This is a genomic window from Pseudomonas sp. C1C7 (genome assembly GCF_013359595.1).
Lineage (GTDB): Bacteria > Pseudomonadota > Gammaproteobacteria > Pseudomonadales > Pseudomonadaceae > Aquipseudomonas.
Genome location: NZ_JABFMP010000027.1, coordinates 88,228 through 107,464, shown reverse-complemented (window position 1 = coordinate 107,464; position 19,237 = coordinate 88,228). Strand labels below are relative to the sequence as shown.

The following is a 19,237-nucleotide window of genomic DNA, read 5'->3' as shown; positions in this document are numbered from 1 at the left end:
CGGTCGACGCCGGTACCCGTGCCGGTCGTTTCATGCTGCAGGACCTGCTGGGCTCCTTCGTGCCGGCGTTGCAACGTACCGAATCCTGGACCGCCAACCTGATCGCCACCGCAGGCTGCGTGGCCATGTGGGGCTGGCTGCTGTATCAGGGCGTGATCGATCCGCTGGGTGGCATCAACACCCTGTGGCCGCTGTTCGGCATCTCCAACCAGATGCTGGCCGGTATTGCCTTGATGCTCGGCACCGTGGTTCTGATCAAAATGAAGCGCCAGCGTTATGTCTGGGTGACCATGCTGCCGGCGGTCTGGCTGCTGATCTGCACCTCGACCGCAGGCTTCATCAAGTTGTTCGACCCAAGTCCGGCGATCGGCTTCCTGTCCCTGGCCAAGAAATACAGCGATGCCCTGGCCAACGGTCAGATCCTCGCGCCGGCCAAGGACATCACGCAGATGCAACATGTGATCTTCAACGCCTACACCAACGCTACGCTGACCGCGCTGTTCCTGTTCGTGGTGTTCAGCATCCTGTTCTATGCACTCAAGGTCGGCATTGCCTCCTGGGGTAAAAAAGAGCGTACGGATAAAGAATCGCCCTTCCAGGCGCTACCGGATGCGTGATCGAGGAGTGCAGCATGTTCAATGACCTGAGTCGCCTCGGTAAGTACCTCGGTCAGGCCGCGCGCCTGATGGTCGGCATGCCCGACTACGACAACTACGTCGAGCACATGCAAAACAAACACCCGGACAAACCGGTGATGAGCTACGAGGCGTTCTTCCGCGAGCGCCAGGAAGCCCGTTACGGTGGCAAGGGTGGGCCGAAGTGCTGTTGATTCAGCGCGAAGGTTGACGCAATACCTTGTGGGAGCGGGCTTGCTCGCGAAAGCGGTGTGTCATTCAGCATTCATGTCGACTGACACGACCCCTTCGCGAGCAAGCCCGCTCCCACATTTGTTTTGCGTTTGTCTTTAAATTTCATGCGACAGGAGATTCACCGTGTCCTCTCCCATCCCGGTCACGATCCTCAGCGGCTTCCTCGGCGCCGGCAAGACCACGCTGCTGCGCCATCTGCTCAAGGCCGAGCACGGCCTGAAGATCGCCGTGATCGAAAACGAATTCAGCGACGCCGGTATCGACACCCAGTTGCTGGGCGAAGAGCCGGTGCAAGTGATGACGCTGTCCAACGGCTGCGTCTGCTGCACCATCCACACCGATCTGACCAAGGCGCTTTACCTGCTGCTCGAACGCCTGGACAGCGGCGAAATCGCCTTCGACCGCCTGGTGATCGAATGCACCGGGCTGGCCGATCCGGCACCGGTGGCGCAAACCTTCTTCATCGACGAGGAACTGCGCGAGCGTTACATCCTCGACGGCATCATCACCCTGGTGGACGCGGCGCATGCCGAGCAGCAGCTGACCCAAACCATCGCCCAGGCGCAGATCGGTTTCGCCGATCGTTTGTTGGTGAGCAAGCGTGACCTGGTGGACGAATCGACTTTCAATGCCCTGAGCGAGCGCCTGACCCGCATCAACCGCCGCGCGCCCATACGTGTGGTTGATCACGGCAAAATCGACCTGGCGGAAATGCTCGACGTGCGCGGTTTTAATCTCAATGCCGACCTGGGCGGCAGTGTGAGCTTGCGTCCGGTCAGTACGGCACCTTCCATCGATCGTATTTCCAGTCTTGTGTTGCGCACCGACAAGCCGCTGGACATCGACAAGCTCAGCGAATTCATGAACGAACTGCTGGAGGACCATGGCAAGCAATTGCTGCGCTACAAAGGCGTGTTGAACATCCTGGGCGAGCCGCGACGCATGGTGTTTCAGGGGGTGCTGAAGCTATACGGTTTCGACTGGGACACAGAGTGGGCGGACGATGAAACGCGTGAAAGCGTGATCGTGTTCATTGCTGATGATTTGCCGGAAGAGAAAATCCGCAAGGGGTTTGCCAGGGTGGTGGCGGATTGAGACGTCACCGAAGCGGGTGCGATGTTGCAATCGTCACCCGCAGGTGCAAAACCTTGCCGCTTCAGACTTCATCAGGATGATTGATATAAGGAACGTTTCTTTCCAATATGTTCAAGTTAAAGGTCTGGGCTGTTCCACCTTTGGCGGCGATATAAGTATAAGGTGACCCTCGGATTATTTGCGCGTGAAGAGCTTGCGATTCTCTGGGTAGCAAGTAAATGCAAGGTGTAATGTTTTTGAGGTTTTCAAGGTTGATGGGTGTGCCGTTTTCTCGGGTTATATAAAAGATGTCTGATTTGTCCGCGGGAAAGGCACCGGCTAATCCGTTGTCATCGATGCTGAGGCACATTCCGTAGTAAGGTCCTGGCGTGCGAATGTAGAGTCGATACCCGTTATCGGAATATCTAAAGTAAATCATCAGGCGAGGCATGTGATTTATAGGGACATCGCTGCGCAATCCCAATAGATGTGAATCATCGCGAACTTGCGGACGCCCGGTGAAAAATCCGCCACTGGCACGAACGGGTGTGGAAATCGCGCGCTCACCGTGCATTACCTCCAGAAAGTTAAGAAGTCCGAAATCAGTGCCGATAGTCGCGATGAAGGATTTTTGTCGATCAGTATTCATTGACGTTACCTGCCGTGATGGTCAAACCGCACCGCGATTGAGGATATCGAGTGTGAATTCCAGAGGCTTTGCTTTGGCCGATTCGGTGCAGACGAGGCCGCCCACTGTGGTGTTGCCGCGCACACTCAGGGTCTTTCCGCCCCGGGTCTGGATCCTGATTTTTTTGTGGTCGCTGTCGAGCTGGTCGAGCGTGACGATGCGTCCCCGGTCATCGAGCAGGTTGAATGTGGTTTGGTTGCGGTCAGGCGGGAAGGCGCCAATGAAATCCTTGTTTTCGTTACTAAGGGCCTGGCGGTGATACAAGCCATTAGTGAGAAGGTAGATCGAATAGTAGTCTTCGATGCAATAAAAATAAAACTTGATCTGATGGTTCTGGGCATCACTTTTTACGCACAGGTAACTGGATACATCCATGTTGGCCTCGAATGACCAGGCATCATAATCGAGCTTTTTTACATGGGTGGTTTTTCCGTAGGTTATTTTCGGTAGATGAAGGTTTCCATAGTTTGTTTTCAATGATGCAACGAAAGATTGGTCTTTGCTTTTGGCCATGTTCGAGAACTCCATTTCATTGTTTTAAGCAGGGCCGAGTCAGTTCGGCTTGTGACTAAGCTAGCAGCAACGAAGTTTGAATTGGCTTTTGTTTGATAATCGAATATTTCGGAATTTTTATTGAGCTTGTGGAGGGCTTTTCGGATGTTTGATTTGCAAAAAAAAGCCCGGCCAATATGGCCGGGCTTTTTTAAACGCTCTGCTATCAGGCGCCGTACACCGGCAGCTTCTTGCAGATGGCTTTGACTTTCTCACGAACGGCGTCGATCACCGCTTCGTTGTTCAGGTCAGCCAGGATGTCGCAGATCCAGCCTGCCAGTTCCTTGCACTCGGCTTCCTTGAAGCCGCGAGTGGTCACAGCCGGAGTACCGAAGCGCAGGCCGGAGGTGACGAACGGGGAGCGAGGGTCGTTTGGCACGGAGTTCTTGTTCACGGTGATGAAAGCCTTGCCCAGAGCGGCGTCGGCATCTTTACCGGAGATTTCCTGCTTGATCAGCGACAGCAGGAACAGGTGGTTCTGAGTACCGCCGGAAACCACGTCGAAACCGCGCTCGATGAACACGCTGGCCATGGCCTGGGCGTTTTTTACCACTTGTTGCTGGTAGGCCTTGAACTCAGGCTGCAGTGCTTCCTTGAAGCAGATCGCCTTGGCAGCGATCACGTGCTCCAGCGGGCCGCCCTGGGCGCCAGGGAATACCGCAGAGTTCAGCTTCTTCTCGATGTCGGCGTTGGCGCGAGCCAGGATCAGGCCGCCACGTGGACCGCGCAGGGTCTTGTGAGTGGTGGTGGTCACGACGTCGGCGAATGGAACCGGGTTCGGGTAGACACCGGCGGCAACCAGACCGGCCACGTGGGCCATGTCGACGAACAGGTAGGCACCGACCTTGTCAGCGATGGCGCGGAAGCGCGGGAAGTCCAGAACCTGCGAGTAGGCGGAGAAACCGGCCACGATCATTTTCGGCTTGTTTTCAACAGCCAGACGCTCGACTTCGTCGTAGTCGATCAGGCCGTTGGCGTCGATGCCGTACTGGATGGCGTTGTACAGCTTGCCCGAGGACGAAACGCTGGCGCCGTGGGTCAGGTGACCGCCGTGGGCCAGGCTCATGCCCAGGATGGTGTCGCCAGCGGACAGCAGGGCCAGGTAGACGGCGCTGTTGGCTTGCGAGCCGGCGTGCGGCTGAACGTTGGCGTAATCGGCGCCGAACAGCTCTTTTGCACGGTCGATGGCCAGTTGCTCAACGACGTCGACGTACTCGCAACCACCGTAGTAGCGCTTGCCCGGGTAGCCTTCGGCGTACTTGTTGGTCAGTACCGAGCCTTGAGCTTCCATCACCGCAGGGCTGGTGTAGTTTTCCGAAGCGATCAGCTCAATGTGCTCTTCCTGGCGCTGAGCTTCTTGCTCCATGGCGGCAAAGAGATCGGCGTCGTACTTGGCAATAGTCAAATCACGGCTGAACATGGCGGTCCTCAAGGATCGGGGGCGGAAAAGGGGGGCATTCTACCCCAACGGGTTTTGGAAGGCATATGAAAGGACGTCATGTCGCAGACGAAAGGGATTCAGCTTCAAGCTTCAAGCTGCAAGCCTCAAGAGGAAAAGCGGATTGGCTTTGCTTGAAGCTTGAAGCTTGAAGCTTGCAGCTTGCAGCTTGCAGCTTGCAGCTTGCAGCTTGCAGCTTGCAGCTTGCAGCTTAAAGCTGCCCCACTGCATCTCTGATGAACTGCTCTTCGAACCGGTCCGCCGGCATCGGGCGCCCGAACAGGTAGCCCTGGACTTCGTCGCAGCCGTGTTCGCGCAGGAAATCCAGCTGTTCCTGGGTTTCCACACCCTCGGCGATTACCGCCAGATTCAGGCTGTGAGCCATGGCGATGATCGCCCGGGCGATCTGCGCATCCTGTTCACCCGAGGGCAGGCCATCGACGAAGGTGCGGTCGATCTTCAGCACGTCGATCGGGAACTGCTTGAGGTAGTTGAGCGATGAATAACCGGTGCCGAAGTCGTCGACCGCCAGGCTCAGGCCGAGGTTTTTCAGGCCATCGAGAATCTGCATCGCCTCGCTGACTTCGCGCATCAGGATGCTTTCGGTCAGTTCCAGCTCCAGGCACGCCGGCGGCAGGCCGGTGTCCTTGAGGATGGTGGCGATCCGCGTGCCGAGCTGGCCGTCGGAGAACTGCCGGGCCGAGATATTCACCGAGACTTTCGGCACCCGCATTTTGGCCTGATGCCAGGTCTTGAGCTGGCGGCTGGCCTCGCTGATCACCCACTCGCCCACATCCACCACCAGGCCCAGTTCCTCGAGCACCGGAATGAAGTCCCCCGGCGGCACCATGCCGCGGCGCGGATGACGCCAGCGCAGCAGGGCTTCGGCGCCGGTCAAACGTTTGCCATCGCCGCTGAACTGAGGCTGATAGAACAGCGTGAACTCGTTCTGTTCCAGGGCATGACGCAAATCGCTTTCCAGCTCCAGACGCTCCAGGGCGCTGGCGTTCATGTCCGCCTGGTAGAACTGGAAGTTGTTCTTGCCGCGTTCCTTGGCGTGGTACATCGCGGTGTCGGCGTTCTTCATCAGTTGGCTGAGTTCGTTGCCGTCCTGCGGGCTCAGGGCGATGCCGATACTGGCCGTGACGAAGAACTCGCGGCCTTCGAGCACGAACGGCTTCACCAGCCCGGCGAGAATCTGTTCTGCCACGTGAATCGCCCGGTTCAAGGCGGTCTCACGGTTGGCCCGAGGTTGCAGGAGCAGGGTGAACTCGTCGCCACCCATGCGCGCCACGGTGTCGTCATCGTCGACGCATTCGAGCAGACGGGTCGCCATTTCCTTGAGCATGCGATCGCCCGCGGCGTGCCCCAGGGAGTCGTTGATCGGCTTGAAACGGTCGAGGTCGAGGAACATCAGCACCACCCACGACTTCTGTCGTTCGGCCGCTTGTAGAGCGGTGTGCAGGCGGTCCTGGAACAGCGAGCGGTTGGGCAGGTGCGTCAGGGCGTCGTAATAGGCCAGGCGATGAATCCGCTGCTCGCTGGCCTTGCGCTCGCTGATGTCGCTGAAGAAGCACACGTAGCTGGCCAGATCGCCTTCGTCGTCGAACACCGCAGTGATACCGACCCAGGCCGGGTAGTGCTCGCCGTTGCGTCGCTTGAGCCAGACTTCGCCTTCCCAGGTGCTGTTCTGGTTCAGTTGCTTGAGTACATAACGCAGGTGGGCTTCCTGCTGCTCATCGACCGTCAGCATGTTCGGCAACTGGTCGAGGACCTGTTCCACCGCATAACCGCTGACACGGCTGAAGGCTTCGTTGGCCTGGACGATATAGCCGGCCGGGTCGGTGATCAGAATCGCCGAGGTCGAGTGCTCGAAAACCGTGGCCGCCATGCGCAGGTCTTTTTCCGCGCGGCGCTGCTGGCTGACGTCGCGACCGACACCGAGCACACCTTCGAACGCGTCGTGCTCGTCCCATACCAGCACCAGTCGCAGCTCGATCGGAATCTTGCGCCCGTCGGCCCGCAGGCAGTCGAACAGGAACAGTTGCGTCTGCACCTGGCTGCGCAGCAGCGCCAGTTGCTCGGGCTGATCGAGCGCCTTGCTGACCCGTTCCATCAGGCTGTAGATACCGGTCAGCTGCTGCGGGTTGGCGATGGTCGAGTGCCAGCCGTTCTGGAAAATCCACTCGGCGTCGTAGCCCAGCACGGCCTGCACCGACGGGCTGACGTAGTTGAGGCTCAGGCGGCTGTCGGTCGAGATGATCACGTCGCTGATGCTTTCGGCGAGCATCCGGTAACGCTGCTCGCTGTCGCGCAGCGATTCACTGGCTTCGATCTGCTCGGTAACGTCCTTGGCGACACCAATGATGCGGGTCACCTGGTTGTGCTTGTCCCGGGCCAGGGCCTGTTCGCGAATGTCGAAACGCCGCCATTCACCGTTACGGTGACGGAAGCGCAACTGGCATTGCATCAACTGGCTGTAGCCATCCTGGCGTTGCAGATGGCGCGAGCGGTGATAGAAGTCGGCATCGTCGGGGTGCAGAAGGATTTCCCAGAAATACTCACCCATCTGCTGCAGTTCGGTGCGGTTGTAACCCAGGGTCTGGCCCAGGTGGTGGTTGCTGAAAATCATCCGCTGGCTGATCACATCCTGCACATAGAGGTGATCGGGCACGGTACGCACCACGTCGGACCAGAAACCTTCCCGCTCCTGCAGCGACAGCTCCGTGAGCTTGCGGCTGGTGATATCGGTGATGCTCAGGATCACCGCTTTATAATCTTCCGGGCTTTGCGGCAGGCGCAGCACCAGCCAAAGGTGCTGGTCGCGGCCGGCGGCGTCCTGGAGCTTGATCTCCAGTTCCAGCTGCTTCTGTTGATTGAGCGTCGCCTCGAGCACCTGATTGCCGATGGCGCTGCCATCCAGCGGGTTGCCTTCTATCAGCAGATCCCAGGCCTGTTCGCGGGAGCCGACGTTGAGCAGTTGCAACGCCACCTGGTTGACTTCGGTAATGCGCAGCGCCTGCAACAGCTGCCGGCGTTGTTCCGGGTCCCGCAGCCATTCGCGCAGTTGCTCGTTGCTCTGCACGCGGGCCTTGTCGAAAGCGCTCATCAGGCCGGACATGTCGAGTACACACAGGGCCACGCCCGTGCCTTCGAAAATCTCCTGATATCGCCGACGACCTTCATGCAGTTGGCGCTGACGCCGGCGCATGTTCAGCAGAACGATAAAAGGCAGCATCGAGAAGGCCAGGCCCAGCAGGCATTTGCCGATGAAGGCCGGCAGCAGTTCTTCCAGCACCTGCTGGCGATCGAACAGCCCGCGCAGTTGCCAGTCGCTGCTGCTCAGGGGCACGGTCAGCACGCTGTTGCTCAGATCGTCCTGGGTCAGCGTGCCCGGATTGACCAGGGGCAGCGCCTCGTCGCGACTGATGATCTGGTGGTTGTTGCGGTTTTCCACCAGCCATTGCGGACGATTGTCGGCATCGCCAAGCTGAGTCAGGGACGAGAAAAAGGTCGGTTTGAAGCGCAGGGCCCAGTAACCGCGGCTGCTGCCGCTGCCTTGATGCAACAACAGATGCACGACCGAACCATCGATGGCATTGCTGAAGTAATGAGGCTGGGCGTGACTGCGCCGGACCAGCGCGCTCAGGTAATCGGCGTCTTCGCTGTTGCTCGAGCTGTCGGCGAGAATGGCTCCCGACGGGCTGAGCAAGGCGAGGCTGGTCAGGTCCGGCAGCGATTTTTGCAGCTTGCGCAGCAACGCCTGTTGCTCCTCGAGGCCTTGCGGCTGTTCGACGATGGGCAACAGGTTGAGGGCGATTCGAGCGTTCAGCGCCATGTTCAGGCTGACCTGGGTGGCCAGGTCGGCGGTGTAGTCGATGGTGTACTGACGCTGGGTTTTCTGGGTTTCTCGCAGTTGGTCCAGCAATTGCCAGAACATCAGCGCGAGCAGCAACAGCACCAGGGTCGCCAGGGCGCTTTTCAGTGTTCCGCGCAGGGGCGAACCGTTCGCGGTTGTCGGCGCACGAGTGGTCAGGGGCGGAGGGGCAATGGACAAACTGTAATCCTGCGGTTGGGCTGGACTGGCGCGACGTGCACTATAAGCCGGACGCCCGAAGGGCGGCTAGCATGCCTTGAGTTGTGGCAAAGTGCCAGCCCCGCTCGGCTGGACGGCCTCTCGTCATTCAGGTAGCTTTGCCGGTTACGCGGGAGCGTTCCAGCTCCTAGAATCAGACTTTTTTCAGCGCGCACGCTTGGGTCTCCATCAAGCGGTCCACGCGCACGGTCTGGCCCGGGCATCGCCTGCGCTTTCATCATTCATCAGTCACTGACCCTAGGTTCTCCATGGCTCAATACGTATTCACCATGCATCGGCTGGGCAAAGTTGTGCCGCCGAAGCGGGAAATCCTGAAAAACATCTCCCTGTCTTTCTTCCCCGGCGCCAAGATCGGCGTGCTCGGCCTCAACGGTTCGGGTAAATCCACCCTGCTGAAGATCATGGCGGGTGTCGACACCGAGTTCGAAGGCGAAGCGCGTCCGATGCCAGAACTCAACATTGGTTATCTGCCGCAAGAGCCGCAACTTGATCCGACCAAGACCGTGCGTGAAGTGGTCGAGGAGGCGGTCAGCGTAATCAAGGACGCCCAGGCGCGTCTGGACGAGGTCTACGCCGCCTACGCCGATCCGGATGCCGACTTCGACAAGCTGGCTGCCGAGCAGGCCAAGCTCGAAGCGATCCTGCAGGCCAGCGATGGCCACAACCTGGAGCGCCAGCTGGAAGTCGCCGCCGATGCGCTGCGCCTGCCGGCCTGGGACGCCAAGGTCGAACACCTGTCCGGTGGTGAGAAGCGTCGTGTGGCCCTGTGCCGCCTGCTGCTGTCGGCCCCTGACATGCTGCTGCTCGACGAACCGACCAACCACCTGGACGCCGATTCCGTCGCCTGGCTGGAGCACTTCCTTCACGACTTCCCGGGCACTGTGGTAGCGATTACGCACGACCGTTACTTCCTGGACAACGTCGCTGGCTGGATTCTGGAACTCGACCGCGGCGCGGGCATTCCTTACGAGGGCAACTATTCGGGCTGGCTGGAAGCCAAATCCGATCGTCTGGCCCAGGAATCCAAGCAGCAGTCGGCTCATGAAAAAGCCATGAAGGAAGAACTGGAGTGGGTGCGCAAAGGCGCCAAGGCCCGCCAGTCCAAATCCAAGGCTCGTCTGCAACGCTTCGAAGAAATGCAATCGCAGGAATTCCAGAAGCGCAGCGAAACCAACGAGATCTACATCCCGGCCGGTCCGCGCCTGGGTGACAAGGTCATCGAATTCAAGAATGTCACCAAGGGCTACGGCGATCGCGTACTGATCGACAACCTGTCGTTCGCCATGCCAAAAGGCGCGATCGTCGGCGTTATCGGTGGTAACGGTGCCGGTAAGTCGACCCTGTTCCGCATGCTGATGGGCAAGGAAACTCCGGATTCGGGCTCCATCGAAATCGGCGAAACCGTGCAACTGGCCTGCGTCGACCAGAGCCGCGAAGACCTGGACGGCAGCAAGACCGTGTTCCAGCAGATCTCCGACGGTTCCGACCAGATCCGCATTGGCAACTACGAGATCCCGTCGCGTACCTACGTTGGTCGCTTCAACTTCAAGGGCGGCGATCAGCAGAAGTTCGTCAAGGACCTGTCCGGTGGTGAGCGCGGTCGTCTTCACCTGGCGCTGACCCTGAAGGAGGGCGGCAACGTCCTGCTGCTCGACGAACCGTCCAACGACCTCGACGTTGAAACCCTGCGTTCCCTGGAAGAAGCCCTGCTGGACTTCCCGGGCGCCGCCATTGTGATCTCCCACGACCGGTGGTTCCTGGACCGCGTGGCGACCCACATCCTGGCTTACGAAGACGACTCGCAAGCGGTGTTCTTCGAAGGCAACTACACCGAATACGAAGCCGACCGCAAGAAGCGCCTCGGCGAAGCGGCTGCCCAGCCGCACCGTGTACGGCACAAGAAACTGGCCTGATTTGGGGTTGGTTGCAAAGAGAACGGAGCCTTCGGGCTCCGTTTTTTTTATGGGCCGGTTTATTCAGTGGCACCGCGTCGTACCGTTTGCGGGCAAGCCTCGCTCCTACAGGGGAATGGGTGACCTGTAGGAGCGAGGCTTGCCCGCGAAGGCGATCTACCTGATGGTGCAAAACCCGAAATGTGAATCCCTTTTCTGGTGCAAAAACCACCGAAAACCACACTCGATTTATATCCTGTGCACCATTTAATTTCATCAATGCGACATTCTGCGCTGTTCCAGTGCGTGAGTCCTTTGTTACAGTCCGGCTCAAATTTTCCAACGACAATAAATTTGCCGAGACTTTTCCATGATCGAATCCGTCGAATCCTTCCTCGCCCGCCTCAAGCAACGCGACCCTGACCAACCTGAATTCCATCAGGCCGTAGAAGAAGTTCTGCGCAGTCTGTGGCCGTTTCTGGAGGCCAACCCGCACTACCTGACCTCGGGCATCCTGGAGCGCATCTGCGAGCCGGAGCGGGCGATCACCTTTCGTGTGTCCTGGGTCGACGATCACGGCAAAGTGCAGGTCAACCGCGGTTTCCGCGTGCAGATGAACAGCGCCATCGGCCCTTACAAGGGTGGCCTTCGCTTCCATCCTTCGGTGAACCTCGGCGTGCTGAAATTCCTCGCCTTCGAACAGACCTTCAAGAACTCGCTGACCTCGCTGCCCATGGGCGGCGGCAAGGGCGGTTCGGACTTCGATCCGAAGGGCAAGAGCGACGCGGAAGTCATGCGTTTCTGCCAGGCCTTCATGAGCGAGCTGTACCGCCACATCGGTGCCGACGTTGACGTGCCGGCCGGTGATATCGGTGTGGGCGCCCGCGAGATCGGCTTCCTGTTCGGCCAGTACAAGCGCCTGAGCAACCAGTTCACCAGCGTGCTGACCGGCAAGGGCCCAAGCTACGGCGGCAGCCTGATTCGTCCTGAGGCGACCGGTTTCGGTTGCGTGTACTTCGCCGAGGAAATGCTCAAGCGTCGCGGTGAAACCGTCGAAGGCAAGCGCGTGGCGATTTCCGGTTCTGGCAACGTTGCGCAATACGCGGCGCGCAAGGTGATGGACCTGGGCGGAAAGGTGATTTCGCTGTCCGATTCCGAAGGCACACTGTATTGCGAAAGCGGTTTGACCGAAGAGCAGTGGCAGGCGGTGCTGGAGTTGAAGAACGTCCAGCGCGGGCGTATCCGTGAACTGGCCGCTCGCTTCGGCCTGGAGTTCCTCGCCGGCCAGCACCCGTGGGGGCTGCGTTGCGACATCGCATTGCCTTGCGCCACCCAGAACGAACTGGATGCCGAGGCCGCTCGCACCTTGCTGCGCAACGGCTGCGTCTGCGTGGCCGAAGGCGCGAACATGCCGACCACGCTCGAGGCGGTGGACCTGTTCATCGAGGCGGGCACCCTGTTCGCTCCGGGCAAGGCGTCCAACGCCGGTGGCGTGGCCGTGAGCGGGCTGGAGATGTCGCAGAACGCCATGCGCCTGCTGTGGACCGGCGGGGAAGTAGACAGCAAGCTGCACGCGATCATGCAGTCGATTCATCACGCTTGCGTGCATTACGGCGAAGAGAATGGCCAGGTCAACTACGTCAAGGGCGCGAACATCGCCGGCTTCGTCAAGGTTGCCGAAGCGATGCTCGCTCAGGGCGTGGTTTAAGTCGGCTCGATGCGGATGACCTCGATCAACTGATCGCCGGCCGGGCGCTGCCAGAGCACCTCATCGTTGAGTTGTGCCCCGAGCAGCGCCCGACCCAGTGGCGAGCCCCAGTTGATCAGGCCTTTGGCGGCCGCGGCCTGGTCTTCACCGACCAGTTGCACGCGGCGCTCGGTGCCGTGTTCATCGGCATAGGTGACCCAACTGCCGATCTGCACCTTCTTGTTCGAAGTGGCCGCTGGCACTACTTGAGCACTTTGCAGGCGCTGGAGGAAATAGCGCAGATCGCGTTCAAGGTTGACCAGTTGCTGCTTGTCCGCCTGATCGCCAAGCGCCAATTGCTCTGCGTGCTGCGCCTGTAATTGCGCCACTTTGTCCTGCAACTGGCCAATGCCTGCGGGCGTGACGTAATTGGGCTGCGCACTGACCTGCCGTTCGACCGGCTGATCGGTTTGCGCGGCGGCATTATCCTCATTGACGAAGGCGCGACTCATGGTTTCCTCCCGTTATAGGGTTTGGGCCATGGTTGCAGGCTTTTGGTTTCAGTGAATGTCTATTAGCGACCTATGGCGAGCGATAGGCCCGGGCGGCGTCCTGGTCCTTTTGCTGTTGCCAGGCTTTGTCGCGCTCGCTCTGGTGGCTGTTGTAATAGTCCTGGCGGTCCTGGCTCTCGCGCATGGCCTGACACTGGCGGAAGCCATCGCTCCAGCCTTCGGCGTAGTTGTTGTCTTTCAGATAGCGCGGCACGTTCTTGCGAAACTCGCCGGTGATGGCGCCTGCGGCTTGGCGGCCACTGCTGCAGCCGTCATCGAAACCATCGGCGAACGCCGGTGGATAACCCCTGGCGATCAGATCTTCGTGGGTTGTCTGGCAACCCGCAATCAACAGCAACAAACCAATCACACCTGCACAACGCAACATCTCGGGCTCCCTGACCGTTAAACGGCCTACAGGGAAAGTCTAGGTGCGGGTTCGTCAGTGTGGCGTGAAAGAAAGATCAAAAGATCGCAGCCTTCACTGTAGGAGCGAGGCTTGCCCGCGAAGAGGCCGGCACATCCAACATTGATGTCGCCTGACACACCGCTTTCGCGGGCAAGCCTCGCTCCTGCGCTTTTCAATAGTGATACCACTTCACCTCAAGCATCACTTCGTTTTCCGGCGAGGCCAGGTGGCTGAACTCGCGCTGGGCGCTCAGGCGTAATCCGAGGTTGCGCGACAACTCCCATTGCTGATTCAGGCTCACGCTGCGACGTACTTCGCCATTGGTGAAAAAATCACCTTTGGTTTCCAGGCTGAAGTTGCCCAACGGATTTTTCCACAGCACCCCTGTGTTGAACCCCGCCGCAGGTGATACGAACTCGGCGAAATCGTTATTGTGCTCCACGCGTACGGTGCCCAGGGCGAAACCCAGCATATCGTCGGCCAATTGCCAGGTGCCGCCGCCACCGCCGTTGACGTGGCTGACCAGGTTCTCATCGTCATGCTTGCCCGGCACCCGCTCCAGGCCCCCGGTGACCTGCCACGACAGCGGTTGCAGCAGCTCGTTGCGCGGCGTCAGCGAACGAATGGTCGCCAGGTCCAGTTGTTGCACCTGCCAGTCATTGCCTTCGTACTGACGCAATTTCAGCTGGAGGATTTCGATCTGCGCGCCGAGGGGAAAACTCTCGGAATTGTCATTGAGATCGTGATACGCCATGCGCAGGCCGTATTCGCCGAAAGCCCGGTCGCCCCGGGTGCCCAGGCCGGCCTGCCAGGTGCGCGATTCGTGGCCGTCCTCGGGCAGGCCGGGCTGCGGGATTTCCAGCTCCGGCGCGGGGTTCTGGTTGATCGCCCGCAGCAGCTCGAAACTGCGCTGCGCCCGCGCCGGGTCACGCTCCTGGCCATTGGCGCGGTAGCGTTCGAGGCGATAGGCCGCATCGATGATCAGCGCCTGGCGCTCCCGGGGCTGCGCCTTGAATTGCGCGGTTTGCAGCTGTTTCTGATCGGCGCTGACTTTCAACACCCACTGTTGTTCTTCATCGCTCAGAGGTTCGGCGCGAGCGAGCAGCTCCCGTTCACGGGAAGGGCGGTACTGGATCGACTCCACCAGTCCGGCCTCTTTCACCGCCTTGACGGTGTCGGTGGGAATGGCGGTCAGCGGGAATTGTTCGGTCAGGCGCAAGCTCGGGCGCGCCACCTGCAGCAGTTCCAGCAGGCGATAGGAGCAGTTTTCGTCGAAGAAGAAGTAGTCGAACTGGATCTGCTTCAACTCCCAGACGTGCTCAACCATGCGCGCGGTTTCAGCCTGAGTCAGGTTCAACCGGTATTCCCACAAGTCGCGGTTTTCCAGGCTTCGGTATTCCGAGAGTTTTTCCTGATACGGCACCAGCGCGAACAGCCCCGGATAGCCCCCCATCAAGCCTTTCCAGGCATACAGGATGCTGTTGTCCGAGCCTTCGATGTAGGCGCCGAAGTTGATCGCGTAACTGAGCAGCGAGGTTTTGTCGCTCTGGGCTTCGGCCTGATCGATGCGCAACAGGGTGTGGCCGAACATCGAGGACGGGCTGTTCAGATAGGCCGCCGGGAAAATCATCACCGCGCTGTGGGGTGAGACGTCCTTGAACCACTTTTTGAACTCGGCGCAGTCCGGCGCTGGCAGATCGGTCAGGTTCAACTGGTCTTTCAGCCAGCGGGTACGTGCCGGGTAGACGCATTGAGCGTGCTGCTCGCCGGCACTGGCCGGCGCGTACAGGGCCTGCACGGTGGCGGCGAGTTCGTGGTCAGGGTGTGAATTGCCATCAGGCGCGAGGAAGAACTTCTTGTCGCTGACATAGCTGCGCCAACCACCGAGCTTGGCGGTTTCGTAATGGCCCAGGGAAATCCAGAAAGGGTCGTTGGCCAGTTGCTGCAAACGTTGATTATCGATGTGTGGCGCGGCGGATAGCGGGGCGCAGACACAGAGCGCCAGCCAGGCGAGGCGTTTGAGCATAGGTGGCAACTTAATACGTGAGAAAAAGACCCAAAGAGGGGCAGTTCCAAAAAATAAAACCCGCTTCCCGAAAGAAGCGGGGCAGGGCCGAGCTTAAGCCTGCGTGGCGTACTTGGCCAGACGAGGATCGTTCTTCAGTACGGCCATTGTGTTGGTATGCACATCTTCGGCGGTCACGTCAGCCTTGCTGAAGATCTGCTGGAAGTGCTCGTGAGTGACGGCGGCGAAGTGCGCGCGATCTTCCGGCGCCACGCCCAGTACCACGGCATAGGTCGTCAGCGCTTCGCCGTTGCCTTTTGCCATGTCTTCGGACAGCTCGTTCATCATGCCATTCATGGCAAACCAGGATTTGCCGCCATAGGTCAGCGACGCGTTGGTGGAGCAACCGTTGGTGCCCGAGGTCATGCCGAAGGTTGCATTACCGGAAGTGCCGTTGGTGGTGGATGCCAGGAAGTGAGCCGGAGTGCCGCGCTGTCCTTCGAACAGCATGTTGCCCCAACCACAATCCGGGCCGCCTGGCGCCTGTGCCATGGCGTTGATGGATACAGCGGTGAAGAGAGTACCGAGAAGAATCCGTTTCATAGCTTTGTTCTCTTAATGTGCGTACCGATTTTTGGGGTCTGGCCCGGCCTGCGGAGCCAGTTGGGCCGGTTATAACTCCAGCCGCGCAGTTTGGAGTTTAGGCACGATCACAGGGTTCCGTGATTTTTTGCTGAACATTCATCAAAAACCGTGAATTGGTGCAGCCCTGTGCCCGGGTTCGCACTTGTCTATGCTTTGGCCTGAGGCGCTCCTTGCCAGTTCGGCACAGGCAGCGCCAGAATGCCGCTATCTGCCCCGCCTGATGTAAGGAAGCCCGATGCCTGATCCTGTTGCTGCCAGCTTGCGTCTAGCGCCCGAAGCGCTGACCCGTCCGTTTTCCGCTGAACAGTTCAGCTTCTCTACCACCAACGATCTGGAGCCCTTTCGCGGTGTGCTCGGCCAGGAACGCGCGGTCGAAGCCTTGCAGTTCGGTGTGGCCATGCCACGCCCCGGTTACAACGTATTCGTCATGGGCGAGCCCGGTACCGGCCGGTTCTCGTTCGTCAAACGCTACCTGAAGGCCGAAGGCAAGCGCCTGCAGACCCCGGCGGACTGGGTCTACGTCAACAACTTCGATGAAGCCCGCGAGCCCCGTGCGCTGGAGCTGCCATCGGGCACCGCCGGTACGTTCATCGGTGATATCAACGGCTTGATCGACAACCTGCTGGCCACTTTCCCGGCAGTGTTCGAACACCCGTCCTACCAGCAGAAGAAAAGCGCCATCGACCGCGCTTTCAATCAGCGCTACGACCGGGCGCTGGACGTGATCGAGCGTCTGGCCCTGGAAAAGGACGTCGCGCTCTACCGCGACAGCAGCAACATCGCCTTCACCCCGATGCTCGAAGGCAAGGCCCTGGACGAGGCGGAATTCGCCCAGCTGCCGGAAGCCGAGCGCGAGCGTTTCCACGATGACATTTCCGCCCTGGAAGAGCGCCTGAATGAAGAGCTCGCCAGCCTGCCGCAGTGGAAGCGCGAGTCGAGCAATCAGTTGCGCCACCTCAACGAAGAAACCATCACCCTGGCCTTGCAGCCGCTACTGTCGCCGCTGTCGGAGAAATATGCCGAGAACGCGGCCGTCTGCGGTTATCTGCAAGCGATGCAGGTTTACCTGCTCAAGACCGTGGTCGAGCAACTGGTGGACGACAGCAAGACCGACGCCGTCGCCCGCAAGCTGCTTGAAGAGCAGTACGCGCCGAGCCTGGTGGTCGGCCACTCCGTCAGCGGTGGCGCGCCGGTGGTGTTCGAGCCGCACCCGACCTACGAGAACTTGTTCGGCCGCATCGAATACAGCACCGACCAGGGCGCGCTGTACACCACTTACCGCCAGTTGCGCCCGGGTGCGCTGCACCGGGCCAACGGCGGTTTCCTGATCCTTGAAGCGGAAAAAATGCTCGGCGAGCCGTTCGTGTGGGACGCGCTGAAACGCGCCCTGCAATCGCGCAAGCTGAAGATGGAATCGCCACTGAGCGAAATGGGGCGATTCGCCACCGTCACCCTGACGCCGCAGCACATTCCGCTGCAGGTCAAAGTGATCATCATCGGCGCCCGCTCGCTCTACTACACGCTGCAGGACCTGGATCCGGATTTCCAGGAGATGTTCCGCGTCCTGGTGGATTTCGATGAAGACATCCCGATGGTCGACGAAAGCCTCGAGCAGTTCGCCCAGTTGCTGAAAACCCGTACTTCCGAGGAAGGCATGGCGCCGCTGACCGCCGATGCGGTGGCGCGTCTGGCGACCTACAGCGCGCGTCTGGCCGAGCATCAGGGGCGCTTGTCGGCGCGTATCGGCGATCTGTTCCAGCTGGTCAGCGAAGCGGATTTCATTCGCCATCTGGCCGGGGACGAGATGACCGATGCCGGCCACATCGAGCGTGCGCTCAAGGCCAAGGCGACTCGCACCGGGCGCGTCTCGGCGCGGATCCTCGACGACATGCTGGCCGGGATCATCCTGATCGATACCGCAGGTGCGGCGGTCGGCAAGTGCAACGGTCTGACGGTGCTGGAAGTCGGTGACTCGGCCTTCGGCGTGCCGGCGCGGATTTCCGCGACGGTCTACCCGGGCGGCAGCGGCATCGTCGACATCGAGCGTGAGGTCAACCTTGGCCAACCGATCCACTCCAAGGGCGTGATGATCCTCACCGGGTATCTGGGCAGCCGTTACGCTCAGGAATTCCCGCTGGCGATTTCGGCGAGTATCGCCCTGGAGCAGTCCTACGGTTACGTGGACGGCGACAGTGCGTCCCTCGGTGAGGCGTGCACGCTGATTTCGGCGCTGTCGAAAACGCCACTCAAGCAGTGCTTTGCCATCACCGGCTCGATCAACCAGTTCGGTGAAGTGCAGGCGGTGGGTGGGGTCAACGAGAAGATCGAAGGCTTCTTCCGTCTCTGCGAAGCCCGCGGTCTGACGGGCGAGCAGGGCGCGATCATTCCCCACGCCAACGTCGCCACGCTGATGCTCGACGAGAAGGTGCTGGCCGCAGTGCGCGCGGGGCAGTTCCATGTCTATGCGGTGCGTCAGGCCGACGAGGCCCTGAGCCTGCTGGTCGGCGAGCCTGCGGGTGAGCCGGACGAGAACGGCGAGTTCCCGGAAGGCAGCGTCAACGCGCGGGTGGTGGAGCGTCTGCGGGTCATTGCCGAAATGATCAGCGAGGACGACCTGAAAGAGGCCGAGAAGGAAATGGCGATCGAAGCGCTGGCAGAGGCCAAGCCCGCCTGATCTGAATCAACACCCTCCAACTGTGGGAGCGGACTTGCTCGCGAATGCGTAGTGTCAGTCAGCACAAATACCGACTGGCACACCGCCTTCGCGAGCAAGCCCGCTCCCACATTTTTTACCCGATCAAAACTGCAGAAGTGCCATCACTCTGGCGTCAATATTCACACAATGACCGCTCGGCGCCTTCTGGTGTCGAAAAGCCTGCATCTCGAACTTTTCTTCTATTCTCTGCTCAAGGATAGAGACAGTAATCAGGAATGAAACAGCTTCCCATGGAGGCTGAATACCGGATTTTCCGAGGGTCGCCGCCATGTCGCGCAACCTCTGCCTCACCCGTCAATGCTTGGGTCTCGTGACCCGTATCGAATGCGCCATCAAGCCCCTGGCCGGCGATAACGGCATGTGGACCTTGCTCTTCGCCGCCGGAATGGCCGGTGAACAACCTTCAGCCATCAAAGCCCAGGGCCCGTTCCATGGTCCGTTCGTGGCCGAATCCATTCTCGATACCATTGTTGAAAGCCTGACCCTGCACGGATATGAGCTGGCCGACGACCCGCAGATCTGGTGCCTGCACCTGCAAGCCCAGCTACGTGAAATCAACGGGGGACGTGGCCGCAACCTCGGCGGCCCGGAGTTCCGGCCGGAACATTGACGACG

At 59.9% G+C, this 19,237-nt stretch carries 16 protein-coding genes; 7 read left to right on the top strand and 9 right to left on the bottom strand.

All coding sequences use genetic code 11. From position 1 onward, the window contains the following. The 3 genes from HNO86_RS21120 to yjiA form a co-directional block, all read left to right on the top strand. Positions 1 to 617 (top strand): carbon starvation CstA family protein (locus HNO86_RS21120; protein WP_306167734.1); only part of this gene is annotated, 617 nt, incomplete at its 5' end. Positions 618 to 631: 14 nt separating this feature from the next. Then, on the top strand, positions 632 to 829 hold the full coding sequence (locus HNO86_RS21115) for a YbdD/YjiX family protein (protein WP_077046022.1): 198 nt from the start codon (positions 632 to 634) through the stop codon (positions 827 to 829). 163 nt (positions 830 to 992) lie between these two features. Continuing rightward, positions 993 to 1,964, top strand: coding sequence for a GTPase (yjiA, locus tag HNO86_RS21110; RefSeq protein WP_175378861.1), 972 nt, complete (start codon positions 993 to 995; stop codon positions 1,962 to 1,964). A gap of 61 nt (positions 1,965 to 2,025) precedes the next feature. Here the strand turns inward: yjiA and HNO86_RS21105 are convergent, their stop codons facing one another. From HNO86_RS21105 to HNO86_RS21090, 4 genes are all read right to left on the bottom strand, one after another. Continuing rightward, positions 2,026 to 2,592 (bottom strand): hypothetical protein, encoded by a 567-nt coding sequence (locus tag HNO86_RS21105; RefSeq protein WP_175378860.1) that lies wholly within the window; start codon positions 2,590 to 2,592, stop codon positions 2,026 to 2,028. Positions 2,593 to 2,613: 21 nt separating this feature from the next. Then, positions 2,614 to 3,144, bottom strand: coding sequence for a hypothetical protein (locus HNO86_RS21100; RefSeq protein ID WP_175378859.1), 531 nt, complete (start codon positions 3,142 to 3,144; stop codon positions 2,614 to 2,616). 205 nt (positions 3,145 to 3,349) lie between these two features. Continuing rightward, complete coding sequence (gene glyA, locus HNO86_RS21095) at positions 3,350 to 4,603, bottom strand: serine hydroxymethyltransferase (protein WP_175378858.1); 1,254 nt, start codon at positions 4,601 to 4,603, stop codon at positions 3,350 to 3,352. A gap of 229 nt (positions 4,604 to 4,832) precedes the next feature. Next, positions 4,833 to 8,678: a GGDEF and EAL domain-containing protein gene (locus tag HNO86_RS21090; RefSeq protein WP_175378857.1), complete on the bottom strand. Its 3,846-nt coding sequence runs from the start codon at positions 8,676 to 8,678 to the stop codon at positions 4,833 to 4,835. A 287-nt stretch (positions 8,679 to 8,965) separates the two neighbouring features. On the opposite strand from HNO86_RS21090, the gene ettA reads away from it, so the two are divergent. Further along, complete coding sequence (gene ettA / locus HNO86_RS21085; protein WP_175378856.1) at positions 8,966 to 10,630, top strand: energy-dependent translational throttle protein EttA; 1,665 nt, start codon at positions 8,966 to 8,968, stop codon at positions 10,628 to 10,630. Between the two features lie 349 nt (positions 10,631 to 10,979). Next, on the top strand, positions 10,980 to 12,317 hold the full coding sequence (gene gdhA, locus HNO86_RS21080) for an NADP-specific glutamate dehydrogenase (protein WP_175378855.1): 1,338 nt from the start codon (positions 10,980 to 10,982) through the stop codon (positions 12,315 to 12,317). On the opposite strand, the gene HNO86_RS21075 is transcribed toward gdhA, so the two are convergent. The 4 genes from HNO86_RS21075 to HNO86_RS21060 all read right to left on the bottom strand — a co-directional run bounded on the left by HNO86_RS21075 (position 12,314) and on the right by HNO86_RS21060 (position 15,864). Then, complete coding sequence (locus HNO86_RS21075; protein WP_175378854.1) at positions 12,314 to 12,808, bottom strand: GreA/GreB family elongation factor; 495 nt, start codon at positions 12,806 to 12,808, stop codon at positions 12,314 to 12,316. The two genes, gdhA and HNO86_RS21075, sit on opposite strands and share 4 nt — an antisense overlap. 70 nt (positions 12,809 to 12,878) lie before the next feature. Then, complete coding sequence (locus HNO86_RS21070; protein ID WP_175378853.1) at positions 12,879 to 13,235, bottom strand: hypothetical protein; 357 nt, start codon at positions 13,233 to 13,235, stop codon at positions 12,879 to 12,881. Between the two features lie 193 nt (positions 13,236 to 13,428). After that, the gene (locus tag HNO86_RS21065) at positions 13,429 to 15,282 is read right to left on the bottom strand and encodes a DUF4105 domain-containing protein (RefSeq protein ID WP_175378852.1); all 1,854 of its coding nucleotides are present in this window, start codon (positions 15,280 to 15,282) and stop codon (positions 13,429 to 13,431) included. A gap of 93 nt (positions 15,283 to 15,375) precedes the next feature. Beyond that, positions 15,376 to 15,864 (bottom strand): DUF3015 domain-containing protein, encoded by a 489-nt coding sequence (locus HNO86_RS21060; RefSeq protein WP_175378851.1) that lies wholly within the window; start codon positions 15,862 to 15,864, stop codon positions 15,376 to 15,378. A 277-nt stretch (positions 15,865 to 16,141) separates the two neighbouring features. On the opposite strand from HNO86_RS21060, the gene HNO86_RS21055 reads away from it, so the two are divergent. Continuing rightward, positions 16,142 to 18,580, top strand: a complete 2,439-nt coding sequence (locus HNO86_RS21055; protein ID WP_175378850.1) for a Lon protease family protein — start codon at positions 16,142 to 16,144, stop codon at positions 18,578 to 18,580. Between the two features lie 123 nt (positions 18,581 to 18,703). Here the strand turns inward: HNO86_RS21055 and HNO86_RS21050 are convergent, their stop codons facing one another. After that, positions 18,704 to 18,892 (bottom strand): hypothetical protein, encoded by a 189-nt coding sequence (locus HNO86_RS21050; protein WP_175378849.1) that lies wholly within the window; start codon positions 18,890 to 18,892, stop codon positions 18,704 to 18,706. Between HNO86_RS21050 and HNO86_RS21045 the strand changes: the two genes are divergently transcribed. After that, positions 18,891 to 19,232, top strand: coding sequence for a hypothetical protein (locus HNO86_RS21045; protein ID WP_175378848.1), 342 nt, complete (start codon positions 18,891 to 18,893; stop codon positions 19,230 to 19,232). The two genes, HNO86_RS21050 and HNO86_RS21045, sit on opposite strands and share 2 nt — an antisense overlap. The last annotated feature ends 5 nt before the right edge of the window (positions 19,233 to 19,237 follow it).

What these genes read in the sequence shown, in the direction of transcription:
- HNO86_RS21115 (WP_077046022.1), top strand. Translation starts at nt 632, where the DNA reads ATGTTCAATGACCTGAGTCGCCTCGGTAAGTACCTCGGTCAGGCCGCG.
- HNO86_RS21105 (WP_175378860.1), bottom strand. Translation starts at nt 2,592, where the DNA reads ATGAATACTGATCGACAAAAATCCTTCATCGCGACTATCGGCACTGAT.
- HNO86_RS21100 (WP_175378859.1), bottom strand. Translation starts at nt 3,144, where the DNA reads ATGGCCAAAAGCAAAGACCAATCTTTCGTTGCATCATTGAAAACAAAC.
- glyA (WP_175378858.1), bottom strand. Translation starts at nt 4,603, where the DNA reads ATGTTCAGCCGTGATTTGACTATTGCCAAGTACGACGCCGATCTCTTT.
- ettA (WP_175378856.1), top strand. Translation starts at nt 8,966, where the DNA reads ATGGCTCAATACGTATTCACCATGCATCGGCTGGGCAAAGTTGTGCCG.
- gdhA (WP_175378855.1), top strand. Translation starts at nt 10,980, where the DNA reads ATGATCGAATCCGTCGAATCCTTCCTCGCCCGCCTCAAGCAACGCGAC.
- HNO86_RS21075 (WP_175378854.1), bottom strand. Translation starts at nt 12,808, where the DNA reads ATGAGTCGCGCCTTCGTCAATGAGGATAATGCCGCCGCGCAAACCGAT.
- HNO86_RS21070 (WP_175378853.1), bottom strand. Translation starts at nt 13,235, where the DNA reads ATGTTGCGTTGTGCAGGTGTGATTGGTTTGTTGCTGTTGATTGCGGGT.
- HNO86_RS21065 (WP_175378852.1), bottom strand. Translation starts at nt 15,282, where the DNA reads ATGCTCAAACGCCTCGCCTGGCTGGCGCTCTGTGTCTGCGCCCCGCTA.
- HNO86_RS21060 (WP_175378851.1), bottom strand. Translation starts at nt 15,864, where the DNA reads ATGAAACGGATTCTTCTCGGTACTCTCTTCACCGCTGTATCCATCAAC.
- HNO86_RS21055 (WP_175378850.1), top strand. Translation starts at nt 16,142, where the DNA reads ATGCCTGATCCTGTTGCTGCCAGCTTGCGTCTAGCGCCCGAAGCGCTG.
- HNO86_RS21045 (WP_175378848.1), top strand. Translation starts at nt 18,891, where the DNA reads ATGTCGCGCAACCTCTGCCTCACCCGTCAATGCTTGGGTCTCGTGACC.
- HNO86_RS21050 (WP_175378849.1), bottom strand. Translation starts at nt 18,892, where the DNA reads ATGGCGGCGACCCTCGGAAAATCCGGTATTCAGCCTCCATGGGAAGCT.